The sequence below is a fragment of the Micromonospora sp. NPDC023814 genome (assembly GCF_040639595.1).
Taxonomy (GTDB): Bacteria; Actinomycetota; Actinomycetes; order Mycobacteriales; family Micromonosporaceae; genus Micromonospora.
Genome location: NZ_JBFAAF010000011.1, coordinates 66982 through 87620 on the forward strand (window position 1 = coordinate 66982; position 20639 = coordinate 87620).

23 protein-coding genes and 1 pseudogene are annotated in these 20639 nt (G+C 71.2%); 11 read left to right on the forward strand and 13 right to left on the reverse strand.

The annotated features are described in order from the left end of the window. The first annotated feature begins 49 nt into the window (after positions 1 to 49). Positions 50 to 697, forward strand: coding sequence for a GntR family transcriptional regulator (locus AB0G14_RS08355; protein WP_357695054.1), 648 nt, complete (start codon positions 50 to 52; stop codon positions 695 to 697). A 187-nt stretch (positions 698 to 884) separates the two neighbouring features. On the opposite strand, the pseudogene AB0G14_RS08360 reads toward AB0G14_RS08355, so the two are convergent. After that, a pseudogene (locus AB0G14_RS08360) lies at positions 885 to 1061 on the reverse strand (SDR family oxidoreductase); the annotation flags it as partial. An 11-nt stretch (positions 1062 to 1072) separates the two neighbouring features. Here AB0G14_RS08360 and AB0G14_RS08365 point away from each other — a divergent pair. Then, complete coding sequence (locus tag AB0G14_RS08365) at positions 1073 to 1390, forward strand: hypothetical protein (protein WP_357695180.1); 318 nt, start codon at positions 1073 to 1075, stop codon at positions 1388 to 1390. Then, on the forward strand, positions 1387 to 1677 hold the full coding sequence (locus tag AB0G14_RS08370) for a sulfurtransferase TusA family protein (protein WP_357695056.1): 291 nt from the start codon (positions 1387 to 1389) through the stop codon (positions 1675 to 1677). The genes AB0G14_RS08365 and AB0G14_RS08370 overlap by 4 nt, the downstream gene beginning before the upstream one ends. Positions 1678 to 1824: 147 nt before the next feature. On the opposite strand, the gene AB0G14_RS08375 is transcribed toward AB0G14_RS08370, so the two are convergent. Then, positions 1825 to 2301, reverse strand: coding sequence for a MarR family transcriptional regulator (locus AB0G14_RS08375; RefSeq protein WP_357695058.1), 477 nt, complete (start codon positions 2299 to 2301; stop codon positions 1825 to 1827). Positions 2302 to 2363: 62 nt separating this feature from the next. Here AB0G14_RS08375 and AB0G14_RS08380 point away from each other — a divergent pair, with 62 nt between their 5' ends. Next, the gene (locus AB0G14_RS08380; protein ID WP_357695060.1) at positions 2364 to 3290 is read left to right on the forward strand and encodes an ABC transporter ATP-binding protein; all 927 of its coding nucleotides are present in this window, start codon (positions 2364 to 2366) and stop codon (positions 3288 to 3290) included. Next, a complete protein-coding gene (locus AB0G14_RS08385) occupies positions 3283 to 4071 on the forward strand; it encodes an ABC transporter permease subunit (RefSeq protein ID WP_357695062.1) in 789 nt (262 codons plus the stop codon). The genes AB0G14_RS08380 and AB0G14_RS08385 overlap by 8 nt, the downstream gene beginning before the upstream one ends. A 142-nt stretch (positions 4072 to 4213) precedes the next feature. Here AB0G14_RS08385 and AB0G14_RS08390 read toward each other — a convergent pair whose 3' ends face one another. After that, entirely contained in the window at positions 4214 to 6553 is a 2340-nt protein-coding gene (locus AB0G14_RS08390; protein WP_357695064.1) for a heavy metal translocating P-type ATPase, read from the reverse strand. 139 nt (positions 6554 to 6692) lie between these two features. Continuing rightward, positions 6693 to 7706, reverse strand: a complete 1014-nt coding sequence (locus AB0G14_RS08395; RefSeq protein WP_357695182.1) for an acetylxylan esterase — start codon at positions 7704 to 7706, stop codon at positions 6693 to 6695. 391 nt (positions 7707 to 8097) lie between these two features. Between AB0G14_RS08395 and AB0G14_RS08400 the strand changes: the two genes are divergently transcribed. Further along, positions 8098 to 10029, forward strand: a complete 1932-nt coding sequence (locus AB0G14_RS08400; protein ID WP_357695066.1) for a hypothetical protein — start codon at positions 8098 to 8100, stop codon at positions 10027 to 10029. Positions 10030 to 10269: 240 nt separating this feature from the next. Here AB0G14_RS08400 and rpsN read toward each other — a convergent pair whose 3' ends face one another. Genes rpsN through rpmB form a run of 3 tightly spaced genes read right to left on the reverse strand, consistent with a single transcriptional unit; the run spans position 10270 to position 10980 of the window. Further along, entirely contained in the window at positions 10270 to 10575 is a 306-nt protein-coding gene (gene rpsN / locus AB0G14_RS08405; RefSeq protein WP_357695068.1) for a 30S ribosomal protein S14, read from the reverse strand. A 1-nt stretch (position 10576) separates the two neighbouring features. Then, positions 10577 to 10744: a 50S ribosomal protein L33 gene (gene rpmG, locus AB0G14_RS08410; RefSeq protein ID WP_013287204.1), complete on the reverse strand. Its 168-nt coding sequence runs from the start codon at positions 10742 to 10744 to the stop codon at positions 10577 to 10579. Then, the gene (rpmB, locus tag AB0G14_RS08415) at positions 10744 to 10980 is read right to left on the reverse strand and encodes a 50S ribosomal protein L28 (protein ID WP_357695070.1); all 237 of its coding nucleotides are present in this window, start codon (positions 10978 to 10980) and stop codon (positions 10744 to 10746) included. The genes rpmG and rpmB overlap by 1 nt, the downstream gene beginning before the upstream one ends. A 368-nt stretch (positions 10981 to 11348) precedes the next feature. Between rpmB and AB0G14_RS08420 the strand changes: the two genes are divergently transcribed. Both AB0G14_RS08420 and AB0G14_RS08425 read left to right on the forward strand, forming a co-directional pair. Further along, positions 11349 to 12641 carry a GTP-binding protein gene (locus tag AB0G14_RS08420; RefSeq protein ID WP_357695072.1) on the forward strand — a complete coding sequence of 431 codons (1293 nt, stop codon included), beginning with the start codon at positions 11349 to 11351 and terminating at the stop codon, positions 12639 to 12641. Then, entirely contained in the window at positions 12638 to 12901 is a 264-nt protein-coding gene (locus AB0G14_RS08425) for a type B 50S ribosomal protein L31 (protein WP_357695074.1), read from the forward strand. Before AB0G14_RS08420 ends, AB0G14_RS08425 begins: the two co-directional genes overlap by 4 nt. 355 nt (positions 12902 to 13256) lie before the next feature. Here AB0G14_RS08425 and AB0G14_RS08430 read toward each other — a convergent pair whose 3' ends face one another. Genes AB0G14_RS08430 through rpmF form a run of 3 tightly spaced genes read right to left on the reverse strand, consistent with a single transcriptional unit; the run spans position 13257 to position 15399 of the window. Beyond that, entirely contained in the window at positions 13257 to 13988 is a 732-nt protein-coding gene (locus AB0G14_RS08430) for a class I SAM-dependent methyltransferase (RefSeq protein ID WP_357695076.1), read from the reverse strand. Between the two features lie 2 nt (positions 13989 to 13990). Continuing rightward, the gene (locus AB0G14_RS08435; RefSeq protein ID WP_357695078.1) at positions 13991 to 15223 is read right to left on the reverse strand and encodes a GTP-binding protein; all 1233 of its coding nucleotides are present in this window, start codon (positions 15221 to 15223) and stop codon (positions 13991 to 13993) included. After that, positions 15220 to 15399, reverse strand: coding sequence for a 50S ribosomal protein L32 (gene rpmF / locus AB0G14_RS08440; protein WP_357695080.1), 180 nt, complete (start codon positions 15397 to 15399; stop codon positions 15220 to 15222). The genes AB0G14_RS08435 and rpmF overlap by 4 nt, the downstream gene beginning before the upstream one ends. Before the next feature lie 125 nt (positions 15400 to 15524). Between rpmF and AB0G14_RS08445 the strand changes: the two genes are divergently transcribed. The 3 genes from AB0G14_RS08445 (at position 15525) to AB0G14_RS08455 (ending at position 18559) form a co-directional block, all read left to right on the forward strand. Next, positions 15525 to 16202, forward strand: a complete 678-nt coding sequence (locus tag AB0G14_RS08445; protein WP_357695082.1) for an FAD-dependent oxidoreductase — start codon at positions 15525 to 15527, stop codon at positions 16200 to 16202. A 593-nt stretch (positions 16203 to 16795) separates the two neighbouring features. Further along, the gene (gene rox, locus AB0G14_RS08450) at positions 16796 to 18259 is read left to right on the forward strand and encodes a rifampin monooxygenase (protein ID WP_357695184.1); all 1464 of its coding nucleotides are present in this window, start codon (positions 16796 to 16798) and stop codon (positions 18257 to 18259) included. 78 nt (positions 18260 to 18337) lie between these two features. Next, positions 18338 to 18559: a hypothetical protein gene (locus tag AB0G14_RS08455; protein WP_357695084.1), complete on the forward strand. Its 222-nt coding sequence runs from the start codon at positions 18338 to 18340 to the stop codon at positions 18557 to 18559. Here the strand turns inward: AB0G14_RS08455 and AB0G14_RS08460 are convergent. From AB0G14_RS08460 to AB0G14_RS08470, 3 genes are all read right to left on the reverse strand, one after another. Continuing rightward, the gene (locus AB0G14_RS08460) at positions 18537 to 19682 is read right to left on the reverse strand and encodes a DUF6596 domain-containing protein (RefSeq protein ID WP_357695186.1); all 1146 of its coding nucleotides are present in this window, start codon (positions 19680 to 19682) and stop codon (positions 18537 to 18539) included. The genes AB0G14_RS08455 and AB0G14_RS08460 overlap by 23 nt on opposite strands. 8 nt (positions 19683 to 19690) lie before the next feature. Continuing rightward, positions 19691 to 20098, reverse strand: a complete 408-nt coding sequence (locus AB0G14_RS08465) for a YciI family protein (protein ID WP_357695086.1) — start codon at positions 20096 to 20098, stop codon at positions 19691 to 19693. A 144-nt stretch (positions 20099 to 20242) separates the two neighbouring features. After that, complete coding sequence (locus AB0G14_RS08470) at positions 20243 to 20629, reverse strand: VOC family protein (protein WP_357695088.1); 387 nt, start codon at positions 20627 to 20629, stop codon at positions 20243 to 20245. Positions 20630 to 20639: the final 10 nt, after the last annotated feature.

Here is a 20639-nt window from a genome sequence, read left to right on the forward strand (position 1 = left end):
AGCCGCGGCGGTTACCGGCACCCACTCCGGTCCGGAGAAGATGGTTCCCATGTCGACGACAGAGAGCGCCTCCGAGCGCGCCTACGCGGCCATCCGTGCAGGCATCCTCAACGGAGCACACAAACCCGACACGATGCTCGGCGAAGCCAGTCTCGCCGCCGAGCTCGGCGTCAGTCGCACCCCTGTGCGAGCCGCCCTGGCCCGGCTCCAGGACGAGGGCTGGATCACCGTGTACCCCAAGCGCGGCGCTCTCGTGCGCAGGATGAGCGAAAAGGTCGCAGAGGATCTCGCCGACGCCCGGCTCATGCTCGAGGCCAGGGCGGTGCAGCGCGCCACACCGGAGCGCCGGCTGGCCCTCGCCGCACGCCTTGAGCAGGAGATCGACCAACAGAAGCAAGCACTCGCCGACGGCGACGTGAACTGCTTCATCGAGCTCACGATCGCCTTCCATCGCTCCTTCGTCGAGGTCGGCGGCAATCTGGTGATGCTCGAACTCAACGACCGACTCGCCGACCGTCAGCGCTTCCTGCTCTTGAGCTACGGCGAGACCCTCCTGGCCCGCTGCGAAGCCATCATCGCCGAACACGAGGACCTCATCGCCTGCCTACGCGCCGACGACGCCCAGGGCTTCGCCGAGGCCCTCCGCTCGCACGTGGGCGACACCTACGGTTTCGACCTGCGACAGCTGGGCAGGTGACCACTCGCCGCGCCGCGCCGCCCGCCTGATGCTGGTCGAAGGCGCCGGCTGCGGTTCGCGCAGTGCGCCGAACGAGGCGGCAAGGCACCGCCGCAGGACGCCCGCGGCGTTGCTTGTGCCGCTGCGGCAGCCCGACACCGCCTGACACCGGTACGCCAGGCGTGCGGCATGGTCCACGGGGCCGGGGCTAGTTGCGCCCGGCCATGACGCCGCCGTCGACGTCCCAGACCGCGCCGGTGACCCAGCCGGTCTGGCCCGACAGCAGGAATGCCACCGTGGCGGCGACGTCGTCGGGGTCTCCAGTACGCCCGAGAGGGTGGAAGGAGTTGAACCCGTCGAGCGCGGAGGCGACGTCCGCCTTGGGGAAGCATCACCCTGGCTGCCGGGGTCCTCGCCGCCGCCGCTCCGGGCGACTCCGTCGGCCTGCTCGCCATCGCCCTCGCCCTACTCGGACTGGGCTGGAACTTCGGCCTCGTCGCCGGCACCGCGATGATCACCGACGCGGTGCCCCTGGCCAACCGGGCCAGGACCCAGGGCATGGTGGACGTGTCGATCGCTGTCGCCGGCGCCACCGGCGGCCTGGCCTCCGGCCTGGTCGTCTCCGCCGCCGGCTGTCCGCTCCTGGCGCTCGTCGGCGGCCTCGTGTCCCTCACCATCCTGCCCGCTATCACCGCCACCACGAGGATCCGATGAACCCGCCCACCGATCCTGCCGTCCGCACCGTCGACGGCAGCGGCCTTCTCTGCGTCACCCTCCTGCTCCGCCTGCGAAAGGAAATCGACGTCGTCCCGCCGGGCACCGTCGTGCACGTCATCGCCACCGACCCCGCCGCGCCCATCGACCTACCCGCCTGGTGCCACCTGACCGGCCACACCTGGCTCGGCCGCCAACCATCCGGGGCCGGCACGGTCTACGCGATCCGCGTCACCGCAGCAGCCACACCGGTCGACCAGCAGCGGCCCTGGATCACCCGCCGCTGACCGGTTTGCGGGGTGTTCACCCACTTCACCGTGCCGAGCATGAGCCGCTCCGATTCGGCGATCCCCAGCCGGGTCGGGGTCAGCATCGGCTGCGACAGCGGGTCATCTGCTCCCAGGACGGCCCGTACGGCGCGTTCGCCGCGACAGCTACTGAATCCGGTGCTGCGCTCGCCACCGGTCGATCAGGGCGGGCAGCTCCCGCCAGAGATAGTCGTAGAAGTCGCGCATTTCGACTAGGCGGCGATGCGCCGCGCTGTCCTCACCCGTGACCGCGATGCCCTGCTCGGCAGCCTCGCGCATCACCTTCACCAACTGGTTCTGATCCGACATCAGGATGGCCCAGGCACCTTCACGGAAGCGGAAGTGCTCCCGACGACTGCCAGGGGCGGGAACCCGCTCGACCAGCCCGACCGAGGTGAGTGACTTCAAGGCCGTCGAGACGCTGCCGGAGCTGATGGTCAGCAACTCGGTGATCTCACCGGCCGTGAGTGTGTCCCGTTCGGTGAAGAGTAGCGCCGCGAGCACCCGCGCGGTCATCCGCTGCATGCCCCCCTGGGTGAGAGTCAGGGCAAGGCGCTCCGCGGAATCACTCAACACTGACATCGGGGTCCTCTCGTCGCTCATCTTGACGAGATTAACACTTCAAATCCTTCAGAGATTTCTGAAACTTCGGTACTGTCGGGCTCATGGGAGACGTGATTCGGCTGGAGAAGCTGAGCAAGACGTACGGATCTCGCCGCGGGTTGGTCGACCTCAACCTGACTGTGAGCGAGGGCGAGGTATTCGGCTACCTTGGGCCGAACGGGGCAGGGAAGTCGACCACCATCCGGCTTCTGCTGGATCTGATCCGGCCCACCAGCGGCCGGGCACGGCTGTTCGACCGCGACCCGCGCGAGCACGCGGTCGGGCTGCACCACCGGATCGGCTACCTGGCCGGCGACTTCGTGGTCGACCCGCGCCAGCGGGTCGGGGAGTGTCTGACCTTCCTGGCCGACCTGCGTGGCGGGGTTCCCAAGACCCGCATAACGGACCTGGCCGCCCGCCTGGATCTGGACCTGTCCACTCGAATCAGGACGCTGTCCAAGGGCAACCGACAGAAGGTCGGCCTGGTGCAGGCCTTCATGCACGAACCCGACCTGCTGATTCTCGACGAGCCGACCTCCGGGCTGGACCCACTGGTACAGCAGACCTTCCTGGACCTCGTCCGCGAGGCCAAAGCCGCCGGACAGACCGTCTTCATGTCCTCGCACATCATGACCGAGGTCCAAGCGGTCGCCGACAGGGTCGGCATCATCCGCGAGGGCCGCCTCGTCGCCCTCGACACCGTCGCCCGGCTCCGCGACCACGCCGTGCACCGCTTCGAGATCACCTTCGCCGGCCCGATCGACCAGGCGGCCCTCGCCGCACTGCCCGGGGTGTCCGACCTGACCGTCGACGGCCCGAGCGCCCGCTTCGCCCTGGCCACCGGCCCCGACGCGCTGATCCGGGTCCTCGCCCGCCACCAAGTCGCGAGCCTGCGCGCCAGCGAACCCGACCTCGAAGAACTCTTCTTCGCCTACTACCGACAGACCGACCCCGCCGAGACCGGCGCCAAGGAGACCAGTCATGCCTAACGTCCTGACCAAGACCCTCTGGGACTCCCGCCGCAGCCTCGCGGGCTTCGCCGTCGGCACCGCCCTGGTCGGCACCGTGTACGCCGGCTTCTACCCCCAGGTCGCAAACGGCGCGATGGGCCAAGCCGTCGAGGGCTTCTCCCCCGCGCTGCGCGACGCCCTCAACATGGAAGACATCGCCAGCGCCGCCGGCTACCTCGGCTCCAGCGTGTTCGGCATCATTCTCCCCCTGATCGCCGTCAGCTACGGTGTCGCCACCGGCTCCCGGGCCATCGCCGGTGACGAGGAGGCCGGCTACCTCGACCTGCTCCTCGCCCACCCCGTCAGCCGTACCCGGCTCCTGCTGCACCGCTGCGGCGCGCTCGCCGTCGGCGCCTCTACCCTCGCCAGCCTCGTCCTGCTCGCCATGCTCGCCGTCCGCGGCAGCGCCCAGCTCGACACCATCCGCGTGGACCAGTTCGCCGCCCAATGCACAGCGCTGGCGCTGCTCGCCACCCTCTTCGGCACCATCGCCGTCACCATCGGCGCGGTCACCGGCAGCCGGGCCGCCGCGCTCGGCGGCAGCGCCGGCATCGGTGTCCTCGGGTACGCGGCGAACACCTTCGCCGGCCAGATCGGCGCCGACGCAATCCGCTACGCCTCCCCGTTCCACTACTACATCGGCAACGAACCGCTCCGAAACGGCTTTCAATGGGCCGACCTCGGCATCCTCTGCGCCACAATCGCCGTACTCGTGCTGGTCGCCGTCACCGCGTTCAACCGGCGCGACCTCACCAGCTGACCCCGGCCGCACCCGTCCCGCCGACCTGGCGATCCAGCGGCGGGACGGGGCGGCGCATGACCAGCAAGCGCCGAGGACCTCCCACCGGTCGGGGCGGAACATGTCGACCACGACGTCTGCACTTACCGAAAGACTCGAACCCCTAACCTTCTGGTGCATAGGTCGGGTTGAGGGAGAAGTAGTCCTCCTCTTCCTGGGCCAGGTGGAGCCGGAGCACGGCGTCCAGGCCGTACAGGGCGGCCAGCAGGTCGGGCACCTCCTCGCGGCGCAGCCGGCCGTCCGGGTGCTGGGCCAGGTGGCCGCCGATCCGGTTCATGAGCCGGTGGATCTCCACGTGTGCGCGGCTCATCGTCGAGGTCGCGTCGTCGCTGCCGAGCGGGCCCGCCAACGCCGGGTAGAGGTGGCGTTCCTCGGCCGCCTCGTGCGGCAGCACCTCGTCGACCAGGCGGCGGTGCACGTCGCGCAGCGCCGGCACGCACTCCAGCGCGTCGGGGCGGGTCGCCACCAGGTCGGCGGTGTCGCGCAGCCGGGTCAGCACGTCCCGCACCCCGCCGTGCTCGCCGGCGTACCGGTCGAGCAGTTTCCGGGTTTCCGGCGGGACGTCGCGGCGGCGCAGGCCGCCCCCGAGGGCGCGCAACGCGTTGAGGATCACCAGCACGTCGATGCCCTCCTGGAGGAAGGCGCCGGCGACCGGGGGCAGCCCGCCGGCCGCAGCGGCGATCATGGCGACGACGGCCAGGCCCATCCCGACGGTGGCGCTCTGCACCGCGATGCGGCGCGCGTACCGGGCGATGTCGACCGCGTCGGCGAGCCGGTCCAGCCGGTCCACGGTGAGCACCGCGTCGGCGACGTCGGCGGACGCCGTCGCCCCGGTGGCGCCCATTGCCACGCCCACGTGCGCCGCAGCCAGGGCCGGGGCGTCGTTGACGCCGTCGCCGACCATCACCGTGATCGCCCGGCCGGACTCCTCCCGGACCCGGGTCACTTTCTCCTGCGGCGAGCACTGGGCGATCACGTCGTCCACGCCGACGGCCTGCGCCACTTGCCGAGCGGTCTCCGACCGGTCGCCGGTGACCATGATCAGCCGGCGGAGGCCGGCCTCCCGGAGCCGCCGCACGGTACGCCGGGCGTCGGGACGTACCGGGTCCTCCAGCAGGATCGCGCCGAGCGGGGTGCGGTCTTCGCTGACCCAGACAGTGGAGCGGCCGGCCATTTCGGCGCGCTCGTGCACCCGACGCGCCCACTCGGGTGGTTCGCCGGTGAGCTGCCCGACTCGGACCAGGCGGCCGTCCACCCGGCCGGTAACCCCGCGCCCCGGTTCCTCGGTGACGTCGGCCGGCTCGGCCAGCGGCAGCCCCTGCTCGCGGGCCTGCCGGACCAGGGCGGCGGCAAACACGTGCGGGGAGAGCTGCTCGACGGAGGCGGCCAGCCGCAGCACCTCGTCCCGGTCGCCGCCGGGCGCGACCACCGTCTCGGCGGCACGGGGGCGGCCGGTGGTGAGCGTGCCGGTCTTGTCCATCAGCAGGGTGCGGGCCCGGCCCAACAGCTCCAGCGACCCGCCGTCGCGGACCAGTACGCCGCGCCGGGCCACCCGGGACAGCCCGGAGACGATCGCGATGGGGGTGGCCAGCAGCAGCGGGCAGGGGGTGGCCACCACCAGCACCGCCACCGCCCGCAGGAACTGGCCGCTGAGCAGCCAGGCGAGCCCCGCCAGCACTAGGGTGAACGGCACGAACGCGGCGGCGTACCGGTCGGCGAGCCGAACCATCGGGGCCTTGTGCGCGGTGGCCTCCTCCGCGAGCCGGACGATGCCCGCGTACGTGCTCTCTGCCGCGCTCTTGCCGGCCCGCAGCCCGAACCCGGCGCCGGCGTTGACCACACCGCTGACGACCTGCTCACCGGCGGAGCGGGTGACCAGCTGCGATTCGCCGGTGACCGTCGACTCGTCCAGGGTCGCGGCCTCCTCGACTGTCCCGTCCACCGGCACCACGTCGCCGGGGCCGACGACGAGCCGATCTCCCACCGCCACCTGGTCCAGGGGCACAACCTCGATCCCGCCGTCCGGGGTACGTCGCCGCGCCTGCCGGGGTGCCCGTTCCAGCAGCGCGCGCAGGTCACGGCTGGCCCGGCGCTGCGCGTAGTCCTCCAGTGCCTGCCCGGTGGCGACCATCACGGCGATCACCGCGCCGGCCAGGTACTCGCGGACCAGCAGCGTGCCGAACAGCGCCAGGACGGCGATCACGTCCACCCCGAACTGCCGGCGCCACACCTGCCGCAGCGTCGACCAGGTGGCCGGCAGCAGTGCCACCAGGGTCACCGCCGCCCAGACCAGCTGGGCCGCCTCCGGCAGCCCGGCGAGCCATAACCCGGCGCCGACCAGCACGGCCAGGGTGAGCAGGGTCAGCGGCGCCCACTGCCGCCAGTCCACCCGGCGCCGCCCCACCGGCCGCTCCGGTACGCACTCGCGCGGTTCCGCCCCCACCTACGGATCGTCCCAGCGGCGCGGCCGGCCGGACCAGGCAACCGAGGTAATCCGGCGCGACCCGGAGGGCAGGGGCAAGATCCCCGCCAGCGGGACATCCCTGGCTGATGTCATCAGCAACCCGAGGGTTCACGCCGAGCTACTCCGCCGCCCCGTTCTCCTCGCCGCCCCGGTTTCCTCCAGCGGCCAGCACCTCGGCGAAGAACCGCAACCGGACCTCGTCCTGCACCGACTCACCGCCTTCGTGTCCGTTGAACGGGTACACCTCGATCCGGCGCGGGCCGGCATAGTGGTGGTAGGCGCCGAACACCGTCGACGGCGGGCAGCTGGCGTCCATCAACGCCACGCTGAACAGTGCCGGGCAGCGCCCGCGGATGGCGAAGTTGACCCCGTCGACGTAGCTCAACGTGTCGAAGACCCGCTCCACGTTGCCCCGGTGGACCTTCAGGTAGTTGACGATCTCCTGGTAGGGGCCGGCGGTGGCCCGCTCGGCGCCACGCCGGAAGTCACAGAGGAACGGCACGTCGGGCGCGACCGCGCGCAGCCGGGGGTCGAGGGCCGCGACCGCCAGCGACAGCCCGCCACCCTGGCTGATCCCGGTGGCCACCACCCGGTCCGGGTCGACCAGCGGATGCGCCCGGGCCGCCTGCACGGCGCGCACCGCGTCGGTGACCACCCGCCGGTAGTAGAGGGTCCGGGGGTCGAGCACGCCCCGGGTGACGAAGCCGGGATGCTGCGGGTTGCCGCCGGCCGGCTCGTGGTCGGGGGTCGCTCCGGCGCTCCACCCGCTGCCCTGGCCGCGTACGTCCATGAACAGGTGGGCATAGCCCGAGGCGGCGTAGAGCAGGTTCTCGTGCGGCAGGCCCCGGCCGCCGCCGTAACCGGGAAACTCCACCACGCACGGCAGCGGCTCCTCGGCACCGGTCGGGACGGCGAGCCACGCCTTGACCCGGTCGCCGCCGAAGCCACTGAACGTGACGTCGTGGACGGTGATCACCCGCAGCGGCGAGTCGACCGGCTCGAAGGTGGCATCCAGCTCACGTCGGGCCGCCTCGGCCAGGGTGTCGGCCCAGAAGTCGTCGAAGTCGGCAGGCTCGCGGCGCACCGGCCGGTATCCGGCGAGCTCGGCCAACGGCAGGTCGGTCAGCGGCATGGCGTACCCCATTTTCGTCTGGTCGCGTCGGCCGATCCGAACCAGCCACCGTCACGTTGAGTGACGACTGATGTCCACCATGGACGGACGGATAACGGCCGGATGTCATCCTTGGCTGCGGCGAGCGGCCGGGTCAAGAGCCCGAGCGCCTGACCCGACGGCCGAGAAGTGCGCGGCTAATTCGTATTAGCTTCTTGACTCGACGGATCGCCCGGGACCACACTCGGCACTCGGATCAGCCAGACACCTACCGCACCCTTCGTCACTGATGGTGTCGGGTTGGCCGTGCCCCGACGCCGCCCTCGCCGCGACCGCCGGTCGGTCCCCCGTGCCTCGTCCGAGTCGCCGATTCCGCTCCGACCCCCCTGCCCGTTCCGACAGGAGGACCATCATGGCCAACGATCCGACCCCGACCATGTTCAGCCGCCGAGCGTTGCTGGCCGCCGCAGCGGGCGGAGCAGCGCTGCTCGCCGTAGCGCCCCGGGCGCTCGCCGTAGCGTCGGAGACCACCGCGTCGGGCCTGCCGCTGTTGGCCCCACTGCCGCCCGGAGCACCGGACCGGACCCTGTTCGCCCCGCTGGAACAGCGGTTCGCCGGCTACCTGGCGATCCTGCCGGCGATGACCAACGACATCGAGGACACGGCCCGCCACGGGTTCATGGGCGGCGGCTGGTGGCGCTCCCCGAACGCGCCGTACAACGCCCGGGTGCAGGAGCACGTCTACACGTTGAGCTGGTTCCACGCCAACCAGCGGCCGTGGAATCCGTACGCCGGAGACGCCGCGCTGGCCGGGCGGCTCGACGCGGCGCTCGGGCACTACCTCGGGCTCCAGCACGACGACGGGTCCTGGCCGGAGTACGACCCCAACGAGCACTCGCTGGCGGCCACCGGCTTCGGCCTCGGCTACCTGGCAAAGACCCTGGCCAACCTGCGGCAGTCGGCCGCGCTGCCGCAGCGGCGGGCAGAGATCGAACGGGCCCTGCACGCCGGGATCGGCTGGCTGTTGAATCCGGCCAACGGCATCTGGCGTACCCCGGTCCAGTGGACCAACCAGGTCGCCGGCGGCCTGGCCGGCGCGGCCCTGGCGCTGCGGCTCCACCCGGACTCCGCGCTGGCCGCCCGGCTCACCGAGCGGATCGGCTTCCTGGCCGAGCACGGACAGAGTCCGGCCGGCTTCTTCTACGACCCGACCGGCATGGACATCAACTACAACTTCGAGGTGATGCTGCCGGAGCTGGCGGAGATCTATCTGCTCACCGGCAACCGGGCCGTGTTGGGGATGGCCCGCCGGTTCACCGAGTGGTTCGGCTACAACCTGCTCCGCGAGCCGGACGGCTCGGGCTGGCTCACCTACTACGCCATGTCCGCCCGGACCAGCGTCGCCTACTACGACAACGTGATCCCCGACCCGGACCGCAGCAACCTTGGCTCGATCTTCATCCCCGACCTGCCGGAACTCGGCGCGTTCTTCACATCCAGGGAGGACCGGGCCGCCGCCCGCGCCGCCTGGGCCACCGAGCCGGGTCCCGCCCCTGGACCGGCCAAGCAGGACACCTCGCCCCGGATCATCGCGCACGCGCCGTACGGGGAGACGCTGCCGAGCAACGCCGAGAAGGAGCGGGCCATCGCGGCGCTGCCCTACCTGCGGCGGCCGGAGTTCGCCGAGGTGCGCCGGGATACCGCCTTCGACCAGGACTACCTCTACGTCAAGCGGCCCGGGCTCTATTTCGGAGCGTTCTTCGGAACCCGGCCGACCAGCACGGTCCGCAGCGGACCGGGTTTCCTCTGGCACCCGGCGGCCGGCACCATCGTGCACGCCCAGCAGAGCGACACCGGCTGCTGGTCGACGCGGCTGCCCAACGGCAACCCGGACGGCCGGAGCAACCTGCTCGCCGAATACCAGGTCGGCGACCGGGAGTGGGACGGGAAATCCCTCTCCCCCGGCGACGCACCGGTGCGGGTGCGCTACCGTCTGCCGGACTCGCGGATCACCACCGAGCTGACCGTCACCCGGAACAGCGTGATTCGCTCGGTACGGGCCACGTCGACCGCGACCGAGCAGATCCCACTGGTGCTGCAACCGCAGGACGTCGTAACGTTCGCCGACGGCACCCCGGTCGCCTACGGCGCCAACGCGGCTGCCAGCACCGACGGCCTGACCATCCGTCGCGGCGACACCGTCATCACGATCAGTTGGGACAGCATACGGCCGGCCACCGTGACCGACACGTCCCGGACCTATCTGCGCGACACCCGGCGACGGGTGCACACACTGCGGGTCCCGCACGACGGCCGGATCGAGGTACGCATCACCCTGCCCTGACCGTACGGTCTGGTATCGACCAGCTGCCGGACCGGTTGCCGACCGGTCCGGCGGTCAGCTGCCACCCTTCGGGCGATCGAGGCGGCCGCCGGCGTGGACACCACGCCGGCGGCAGTGCTCCCCTCGATGACATCCGTCCGTGTCCCGCGGCCTACGGCCTGGTCATTCCTCTTCCCGCACCCGCACCCGTCGGGTGCGCCGACCTCGTCGACTCGGATGCCAGCGCGGTGGGTGGCGTCGTCACCAGGACGCCTTGCGGATCCCCGGCAGCTCGCCCCGCAGCGCCAGCTCCCGGAACCGCACTCGCGACAACCCGAAGCGGGTCAGCACACCTCGCGGTCGGCCGTCGATGACGTCCCGGTTGCGCAGCCGCACCGGGCTGGAGTCGCGGGGCAGTTGCGCCAGTTGGCGGACGGCGTCGTCCCGCACCGCCGGGTCGGTGTCCGGAGAGGCGATGGTCCGTTTCAGCTCGGCGCGATGCGGCGCGTGGCGAGTGACGAGGTCGGCGCGGCGGGCCTGTCGGTTGGCAAGGCTCTTGCGGGCCATGTCAGCGCGCCTCCCGGAACTCGACGTGCCGGCGGACGACCGGGTCGTACTTACGCAGCACCAGCCGGTCGGGGTCGTTGCGGCGGTTCTTGCGGGTGACGTACGTGTAGCCGGTGCCGGCGGTGCTGCGCAGCCGGACGATCGGGCGGACGTCGGTCTGCCGAGCCATCAGACCGTCACCCCCCGGGCGCGCAGCTCCGCGACGACCTTCTCGATGCCCTTGCGGTCCACCGTCTTCAGCGCCTTGGCGGTCAGCGTCAGACGGACCCAGCGTCGCTCCGAGGGCAGCCAGTAGCGGTGGTTCTGCAGGTTGGGGTTCCATCGGCGGCGGGTGCGCCGGTGGGAGTGGGACACGGCGTTGCCGAAGCTTGGCTTCGCGCCGGTGACATCACAGCGACGGGACACGGATTACTCCTTCAGGAATGAAGCGCCGTAACGATAATCGTTTTCATTCTTACCGTGGCCGGTCGGATGGCCTCCACTCGGGGCCCCGAACGACCTCGACCGAACCCGCGGCGCCTCCAGGGCAATGGCCGAGGACGGCCGGCGGAGCCGTGGACCCGCCGGGGCCGAGCCGGCTCGGCAGCCGCAGCGGGCTGGCCACGTCGGTGCCGACCGGACGCCGGGGACGGCGGCACCCGCACCGCGACCACCTCGCCACCGGCGCCGCCGGGCCACCCCGGCGCTCTCACGCGAGAAGACCTCGCCTGCCGCTCGCCGTCGACCACGTGCTTATAATGACAATCGTTTTCAACTAAGTCGAGAGGACTGTGATGTCGACGTCCCCGCTCGCACCGGCCGACGCCGGAGTTCCGGCGTCCGACGCCCGACCGTCGTTGACCGTGCTCAGCGGCTTCTGGCCGTCCGCCACGTACGCCGCAGCCCGCAGCCTGCTCGCGGCGGACCCGTCGTTGCTGCTGGTCCGGCACGACCTCGCCGGCCTCGGCGCCGGCACCGTCCACCGGATCGTGCGCGACAGCGAGGGAACACTCGAGGACGAGCGCATCGCACTCGCCCACGGCTGTGTCTCCTGCACCCTGCGCGAGGACGTGCTGCCGACCCTCGCCCGGCTGGCGCGCGCCCACCCGCACCGGGATCTGGTGCTGATGCTGCCGGAGGTGGTCGAGCCGGAAGCCGTCGCCGCCGTCTGCGCGCACTGCCTGGTCGACGGCGCGCCGATCACCGACCTGCTGCACGTCGACTCGTTCGTCACCATCGTCGACGCGGAGCACCTGCTCGACGGGCTGGCCAGTACCGACGACCTCAAGACTCTCGGCATCCACGCCGCCGACAACGACGACCGTGGGCTCGCCGACGTCATCGTCCGCCAGATCGAGTACGTCGACACCCTCGTCCTGTGGGGGCAGTCACGGGAGGGTGCGTACGAGACCAGCCGGCTGTCGGTGCTGCTGGAGCGCATGGCGCCATGGGCGACGCAGATACGCGTCGACGGCGACCAGATCGACGCCGCCGCGCTGACCCGCCAACTGCGCGGCACCCACCGGCACCGCACCGAAACCCCCGGCGTCCTGACCCGTGGATTGGAGGGCCACCACCTCGGCCTGCACGAACCACACTCCGACTGCGGAGTGGTGTCCGCGGTCTTCCGCGCCCGCCGCCCCTTCCACCCCCGACGGCTGCACGACGTCCTCGAGCAGGTCAACGCCGAGGTGATCCGCTCCCGAGGGCACCTGTGGCTGGCCAGCCAACCGGACGCCGTCATCGCCTGGGATTTCGCCGGAGGCGGCCTCAGCCTCGGCTCCCTCGGCCGCTGGCTGGCCGCCCTTCCCGACCCGTACTGGGACGAGGCGTCCGACCACCGCCGGCTCGCCGCCGCCATCGACTGGGACCCCTACTACGGCGACCGGAACCAGCACCTCGTCTTCATCGGCCTCGACCTCGACCCTGCCGGCCTACACCGCACCCTCACCAGCTGCCTGCTCACCGACGCCGAACTCGCCGACGGCGAGGACACCTGGCGCGACTACGACGACCCGTTCACCGGCTGCTTCCCGCTCGCCGACCTCGACCCGACCGACACCGACACCGAAGGAGAACCCGCATGAGATCCGGCATCCACCCCAACTACAAGCCCGTCGTCTACCGCGACCGCGCCGCCGACTTCGCTTTCCTCACCCGCTCCACCGCCACCAGCCACCAGACGATCGAGTGGACCGACGGCAACACCTACCCCGTCATCGACGTGCAAATCTCCTCCGCCAGCCACCCCTTCTGGACGGGCAAGCAACGCCTGCTCGACACCGAGGGCCGAGTGGAGAAGTTCCGCGCCAAGTACGCCCGCCGCGATCGGCAGCAACCACGATGAGCACGGCGTGCATCGACCGGGCGGCACACGCCCCGCCTCGTCGGCGCCGCCACAGATGACCGGGCCCCGGTCGCCTGGGCAACGAGCCTTCGCCACAGCTCATCCGGAACAGCGCTGCGGCGCGGATACCCCGCCCGCGAGCTGGTCGCCCCCGGCGACCGCCTCGCGGGCGAGGTCGGCTGCGGAGCCTGAGCACGCCCCTCGCCGTGGCCCGACACTGACCTGCGGCCGGATCCTGGCGGGCGGCTCGCCCTGGTCCGGGCAGTTCTCCCGCCCGTCATCGGCCCTGGGAGGCATTTCGATCAGAAAACCCGCCTGGAGTCGCTCCTGCACGCCGCGCGGGACGCAGTGGTGCTCATGGTCCGTCCTCGGGCCGGCCGAACGCCACCAGGGCGTGGTCCGCCCACCGGTGGAGCACCGTCCCGTCGGCGAACCCGGCCCGCCGGGCCGCCCTACGGTGCCAGTCGACCGACGCGACGAACTCCGCGCAGGTTAGGTCAGCCAGGGCTGCCGCCCGGTCCTGCAGCAGCGATGCCATGGCCGGTTCCCTGGCCAGCGTGTTCCACCAGGCGGTCCACGGATCGATCCCGATGCTCTGCGGCTGCACCGGTGCGGCGGCCGGTGCGTCCGGCATGGCGTCGCCGACGAGCAGCAGACCGCCCGGTCGCAGCAGCTGTCGGGCCTCGGCGTACCAGCCGCGCACCCGGTCTGCCGGCAGGTAGTGCACGGTCATCAGGGCCAGCACCAGGTCGTACGGGCCGCCGGCCAGCGGGAGCCAACCTGCCGAGCCGATGTCCGCACGAACGGTGCGCACGTGAGGTAGGGCGACATCGGTCAGGGCCAGCAGGGCCGGGTCGACGTCCAGCACGGTGACGTGCGCGTCGGGCCGCCGCCGGAGCACCGCCTCGGCGGTGGTGCCCGGGCCGCCGCCGACGTCGAGCACCCGCCGGAAAGCAGGCCCGCGCGTCTCCACCGCGGCCAGCCCGGCAGCGACAAGGTCGTCACGGCCGGGCTGGTAGTGGCGCATCATGGCTTCCCAGTCGCGCCGCCACCGCGCGACGTCGTCAGGGGTCAGGATGGTCGGCATCGTCAAACCGGAACCGGTTCCGGATGGTCGTGGTCGTGCACGTCGCCGAGGTCCCATCCGGGGAACGGGTCGGGCAGGGCCCGCCAGGCGTCCTCCCCGGCGGCGATCTCCCTGTCGGTCAGCAGGCAGGCGGCCAGTGCGACCCGCAGGCCGTCGCCGTCCAGGCCCACTCCGATGAGAACCAGCTCCTGCTGCCGGTCGCCGAAGACGGGATGCCAGCGGGACTCCAACTCGGCCCGCTCGTCAGGGTCGTCTGGCCATTCCCCGGACACCGCGACCGGCACGCCGACCGGGTCACACCGTCCCGACGGGCCCGCCTGGGACCACAGGGCCTGCACGTCAGGACGGCTGGCCAGCCACAGGAATCCCTTGGAGCGCACCACACCGAAGGCGTCCAGGCCGCCGGCCAGCAGGTCCCACAGCCGCTCAGGGTGGAACGGCCGATGGTCGCGGAAGACAATGCTGGAGATGCCGTACTCCTCGGTCTCCGGCACGTGCTCGCCGTTGAGCTCCGCCACCCAACCGGGCGCGGTCTCCGCGCGGTCGAGGTCGAACCGGCCCGTGTTGAGGATCTCCACCGGCGGCACCCGGCCGTGCGTCGCCCGGACCTGCCGGGCGGCCGGGTTGAGCCGGGTCAGCAGCGCCTCCACCGTTGCCAGGTCGTCCGGGTCGACCAGGTCGGTCTTGTTGACCACCAGGACGTCGGCGAACTCGATCTGGTCGACCAGCAGGTCGGCGATGCTCCGGTCGTCACCCTCGTACGCGGCCAGCCCGCGCTGTTCGAGGGTCTCCCCCGCCTCGAGGCGAGCGAGCAGCCCGGCGGCGTCCACCACGGTGACGGTGGTGTCCAGTCGGGCGAGGTCGTCGAGCACCTGGCCGCCCTCCACGCCGAAGGCGAAGGTGGCGGCCACCGGCATCGGTTCGGAGATGCCGCTGGACTCGATCAGCAGGTAGTCGAACCGGCCCTGCCGGGCCAGCCGCGCGACCTCGTCGAGCAGGTCGTCGCGCAGGGTGCAGCAGATGCAGCCGTTGGTCAGCTCCACCAGCCGCTCCTCGGTCCGGGACAACGAACCACCGCCACGGACGAGCGAGGCGTCGATGTTGACCTCGCTCATGTCGTTGACGATCACCGCGACCCGCAGCCCGTCCCGATTGGCCAGGACGTGGTTGAGCAGGCTGGTCTTGCCGGCGCCGAGGAAGCCGGAGAGCACGGTCACCGGCAGGCGCCCGGTCACGGCTCGCCCACCACCTGGCGCCCCTTGTAGAGCCCGCAGTGCGCGCACGCCCGGTGCGGCACCACCATCTCCTTGCGCGGGCAGGGGCACGGGATCGGCTGCGGCACCTGGGCCTTCCACCGCGCCCGCCGGTGCCGAGTGTTCGATCTCGACGTCTTCCGCTTCGGTACGGCCACAGCAGGTCTCCTTCACTTGTCGGACCGGGACTGACAGCACCTGCGAACGATAACGGTTTTCGTTTCAGTCTTCGACGGCGGACCCGAGCCGCATGAGCTCCCCCACCCCGACTCCGTCGAATGACATGGGACACCAGACGCCCTCACCCTCACCGACGGCACCACCCACCGCGCCCGCCGCCTGCTGCTGGCCACCGGCCAGATCGACGAACCCTGGCCCATCCCCCGGCGCCGCCGAACGCTTCGGGCCGCGGCGTCTTCCACTGCCCCTTCTGCCACGGCTGGGAAGCCCGCGGCAAGAGCATCGCCGTGCTCGGCCGCGAACCCGCCCAAGTCATGCTCGCGCCTACCTGGCCGATCGGTACGCCAACGACATCGTCGTAGCCACCCACGGCCCCCACGAGCTACCCGAACCGATCCTGGCCAACCTGGACGCCCTGAAGATCCCCGTACTCGAACAGCCCGTCACCGCGGTCACCGGCGAACTCGACGCCCTCCAACTGCACCTGGCCGACGGCACCACCCTCGACCGGCAGGCCGTGTTCCACCGCGCACCCACCCGCCAGCACGCGCCGCTGGCCGCCCAAGTCGGCGCCGAGTTGCTGCCCGACGGCTACGTACGCGTCGACGAATTCGCCCAGACCAGCATCCCCGGGGTGTCCGCCGCCGGCGACCTCGCCCGCCTGCCCGCCCTACCCGACGGACTCACCCTCGTCAGCCAGGCCGCCGCCGACGGCGTACGCGCCGCCGTCTGGCTCGAACAAGGACTGTTCCGCGCCGGCCTGCCCGTCCCACTCGGCTGACAGCCATCGCTTGACCGGTAACCGTGGCCCGCCGGCCCTCACGGAGGAACCGCGAAGTCACCCGTTCCCGTCGATGGGGCGATGCGCAGCCCGTGGCCACAATCGTCCTCGGGCTCATGGCGATCTACGCCGCACCGCGAGTCGTGGAAATGGGTTCGACCACAAGGCCGAGAACTTGTAGGAGACCGTTCTCATCATCGTCGCTCTCGCTGCCATTCTTACGATCATCTCGGCACTCGAAGAGGTGTTCAAGAACGACGAAACACCGACCGAAGCACTCGTCCACTCCCTCGCTGCCATAGCGGCGACCGGGATACTGATCATGGAGGTCACCCTGCTCAGCTCGTGAGTAGCTGGCACCAGCCGTCCAGGTAACGCTGCCGCTGCTCGCGCAGCTAAGCCTGGGCGGCCGCGTTTGGGCCCGTGACTTGTGGGGTCGGCTGCGCGCGCACTGGCCCGACAAGAACGAAGGCAAGGAGGAGAACTCCTTGCCACTATTAACATATACCGCACCCCCGGGCTTGCGGCAAGACCCCGGTCGTGGCGCACAATCGTCGGCCGAGCGCAGGAATCGGCACACCATGGGGGAATGCATGTTCGATGTGATCATCGTCGGCGGCGGGCCGACCGGCATGATGCTGGCGAGCGAATTGCGCCTGCAGGGCGTCAACGTGCTCGTGCTGGAGAAGGAGGCCGAGCTGCCGCCGTTCGTGCGGTCGCTCGGGCTGCACGTGCGCAGTATCGAGGTGATGGATCAGCGAGGGCTGTTGGAGCGGTTCCTCGAAGACGGCAGGCAGTACCCGATCCGTCCCGGCGACGTCCGGGGATTCTTCGCCGGCATCGAAAAGCCCGCTCCCACCGGTCTGGACACCGCGCACGGATACGTGCTCGGCATTCCGCAGACGCTCACCGACCGGCTGCTCGCCGAGCACGCGGCCGAAGTCGGAGCCGAGATCCGGCGCGGCTGTGCGGTGGTCGGGCTGGAGCAGGACGACGACGGCGTGGCCGTCCGCCTTGGAGATGGAACTGCGACGCCGTTGCGGGCGCGGTTCGTCGTCGGCTGCGACGGTGGGCGCAGCACGGTTCGGAAACTGCTCGGGGTCGGGTTCCCCGGCGAGCCGTCGAAAATCGACACGCTGCTGGGCGAGATGGAGGTGACGGCGTCCCCGGACGACATCACCGACGTGATGACCGAGGTGCGCAAGACCGAGAAGCGGTTCGGGATCGGGCCGTCGGGCAAGCCGGGGGTGTTCCGGGCGGTCGTGCCGGCGGAGGGCGTGGTCGAAGACCGCTCGGTGCCGCCGACGCTCGAGGAGTTCAAGCAACAGCTGCGCAGGTACGCTGGTACCGACTTCGGCGTGCACTCCCCCCGCTGGCTGTCGCGCTTCGGCGACGCGACCCGCCAGGCCGAGCGCTACCGGGTCGGACGGGTGTTTCTGGCCGGGGACGCCGCGCACGTCCACCCGCCGATGGGTGGGCAGGGGCTCAATCTCGGGATCCAGGACTCGTTCAACCTGGGTTGGAAGCTGGCGGCGGCCATCAACGGCTGGGCGCCGGACGACCTGCTGGACAGCTACGAGTCCGAGCGGCATCCGGTGGCCGCCGACGTGCTGACCAACACCCGTGCACAGATGCACCTGACGACCAACGAGCCCGGACCGCAGGCGGTTCGGCGGTTGTTGGCGCAGCTGATGGACTTCAACGACGTCAACCGGTTCCTGATCGAGAAGATCACGGCGATCAGCATCCGGTACGACTTCGGTGAGGGCCATGCTCTGCTCGGGCGGCGGCTGCGCGACCTCCAACTGAAGCGTGGGCGGCTGTTCGAACTGATGCGCACCGGGAGCGGGCTGCTGCTCGACCAGACGGGGCGGCTTTCGGTGGACGGCTGGGCCGACCGGGTCGACCACGTCGCCGACATCAGCGAAGAGCTGGACGTGCCGGCGGTACTGCTCCGGCCGGACGGGCACGTCGCGTGGGTCGGCGAGGATCAGCAGACGCTCGAGGTCGCGCTGGCCAAGTGGTTCGGCGCCGCAGGAACTCCTACGGCCGGGTGAGGGACGCTGTCGAGGACTGGGACGCCCCCCGGGAACGCCGGCGTGAACGATGCGCCGCAGGTACCTCGGCGAGCGCGTGTGTCGGGCACCCGGGACAGCGATGTCGCCGCGCTGTCTGGCGGGCGGCCGGCGCTGCGGCTCGGCACCCGCTACGGCGCACTCGACCGGCTCACCGACGAGGGACTGGTCGAGCCGAACCGGGAGAGGATGTGGTCGAAGGACGACTACTCCGCTACCACCGGCTCACCGGCGCGGGCAGGGATCCGAGCGCGACCCGTCAGCGGCGCCGGCGGGCGTTGAGCCGGGCGGCCTGGCGCGTCAGGTGGTCGCGCTCGGCGAGGTTGGGGGCTTTCAGGGCCGCCTCGGCGTACAGCCGTGCCGCCGTGGCCAGGTCGCCGTCGCGTTCGCGCAGGTACGCCGCCACCGCCGCGTGGCGGGGCAGTGAGTCGTCCAGCGCCGCGAGCGCCGCCAGCCCGGCGCGCGGTCCGTCGGCCTCGCCGACGGCCACCGCGCGGTTGAGCCGGACGACCGGGCTGTCGGTCAGGCGCGCGAGTTCGTCGTACCACTCGACGATCTGCACCCAGTCGGTCTCCTCGGCGGTGGGCGCGTCGGCGTGGAGTGCCGCGATGGCGGCCTGGGCCTGGAACTCACCCAGCCGGTCCCGGGCGAGGGCCGCCTGGAGGATCTCGACGCCCTCGGCGATCGAGGTGGTGTCCCACCGGCCGCGGTCCTGCTCGGCCAGTGAAACCAGGCTGCCGTCGGGCGCGGTCCGGCTGGCGCGCCGGGCGTGGTGCAGCAGCATGAGGGCGAGCAACCCCGCCACCTCGGGATGGTCGTTCGCGGCCGCGAGTTGCCGGGTGAGCCGGATGGCCTCGGCGGCGAGGTCGACGTCGCCGGAGTAGCCCTCGTTGAAGACCAGGTAGAGGACGCGCAGCACGGTGGCCACGTCGCCGGGCTGGTCGAACCGCACGCCGGAGACGGTGCGCTTGGCCCGGCTGATGCGCTGCGCCATGGTCGCCTCAGGCACCAGGTAGGCCTGGGCGATCTGGCGGGTGGTCAGCCCGCCGACGGCGCGCAGCGTGAGCGCGACCGCGGACGACGGTGTCAGTGACGGGTGGGCGCACAGGAAGTAGAGCTGGAGCGTGTCGTCCACCGCGGGCACGGGCCCGGGCAACGGCTCCTCGTCGACGAGGTCCTCACGCCGGCGGCGGGCCGCGTCGGCGCGGGCCGCGTCGAGGAACCGGCGCCAGGCCACGGTGACCAGCCAGCCCTTCGCATCCCGCGGCGGGTCGGCCGGCCAGACCCGGATCGCCTCGACCAGCGCGTCCTGCACGGCGTCCTCGGCCGTCGCGAAGTCGGCTCCGCGACGGACGAGGACCCCGAGCACGCTCGGCGTGAGGCTCCGGAGCAGGACCTCGTTCACCGGAGTGGTCACTCCGTGATGGTGGGCGGCTCGGTCAGGAACGGGCGCACCTCGAGCCACTCATGGATCGGCTTCCCGCCCGCCCCGGGCGCGGCCGACAGCTCCCCGGCCAGCTCGATGGCGCGCTCGTAGCTGTCGACGTCGACCACCATCCAGCCGGCGATGAGGTCCTTGGTCTCGGCGAACGGGCCGTCGGTGACCGGCGGGCGCCCCTCGCCGTCGTACCGGACGAACGTCCCCTCGGGGGCGAGGGCCTGACCGTCGACGAACTCGCCGGTGGTCTCGAGCCGGGCCGCGAAGTCGCGCATGTACTGCACGTGCGCCGAGATCTCCTCCGGCGTCCACTGGTCCATGGGCACGTCGTTGACGGCAGCCGGAGCGCCGCGGTAGTGCTTGAGCAGCAAGTACTTGGCCATCGTGCTTCTCCTCGGTGCTGGTGCGACCCATTCTGGTCACGTTCACCCCGGGGACGGAGCCGGTCACGTGTTCTCGACATCGCCGTCAAGAAATTCTTGGCTCTCCGCAGCGGTCGCCTCGGCCCGGAGCCCGCGGAAGCTGTCTTAGAGCTCCTGGACAGGACGTGACAGCAGGCAGAACTCGTTGCCTTCAGGATCAGCAAGCACGACCCAGCTCACGTCGGAGGACTGTCCCACGTCGACGCGACGCGCACCGAGGGCGAGCAACCGGTCAAGCTCCTCCGCGGTGGACACGCCGTCGGCACGCAGGTCGAAATGCAACCTGTTCTTGATCATCTTGCCCTCTGGTACAGCCACCACGTCGATCATCGGCCAGGAACGGTCGGAGGCTGCGATGGTGATCACCTCACCATCCTCGTCTACGACCTGCCTGCCGAGAACCGAGCACCAGAAGTCGGCGATCAGCTGTGGTCGGATGGCGTCGATGGCGATGACGGCAAGGCGGCTCGGCATGCCGTCATTCTCACCCACCCGCGGCGAT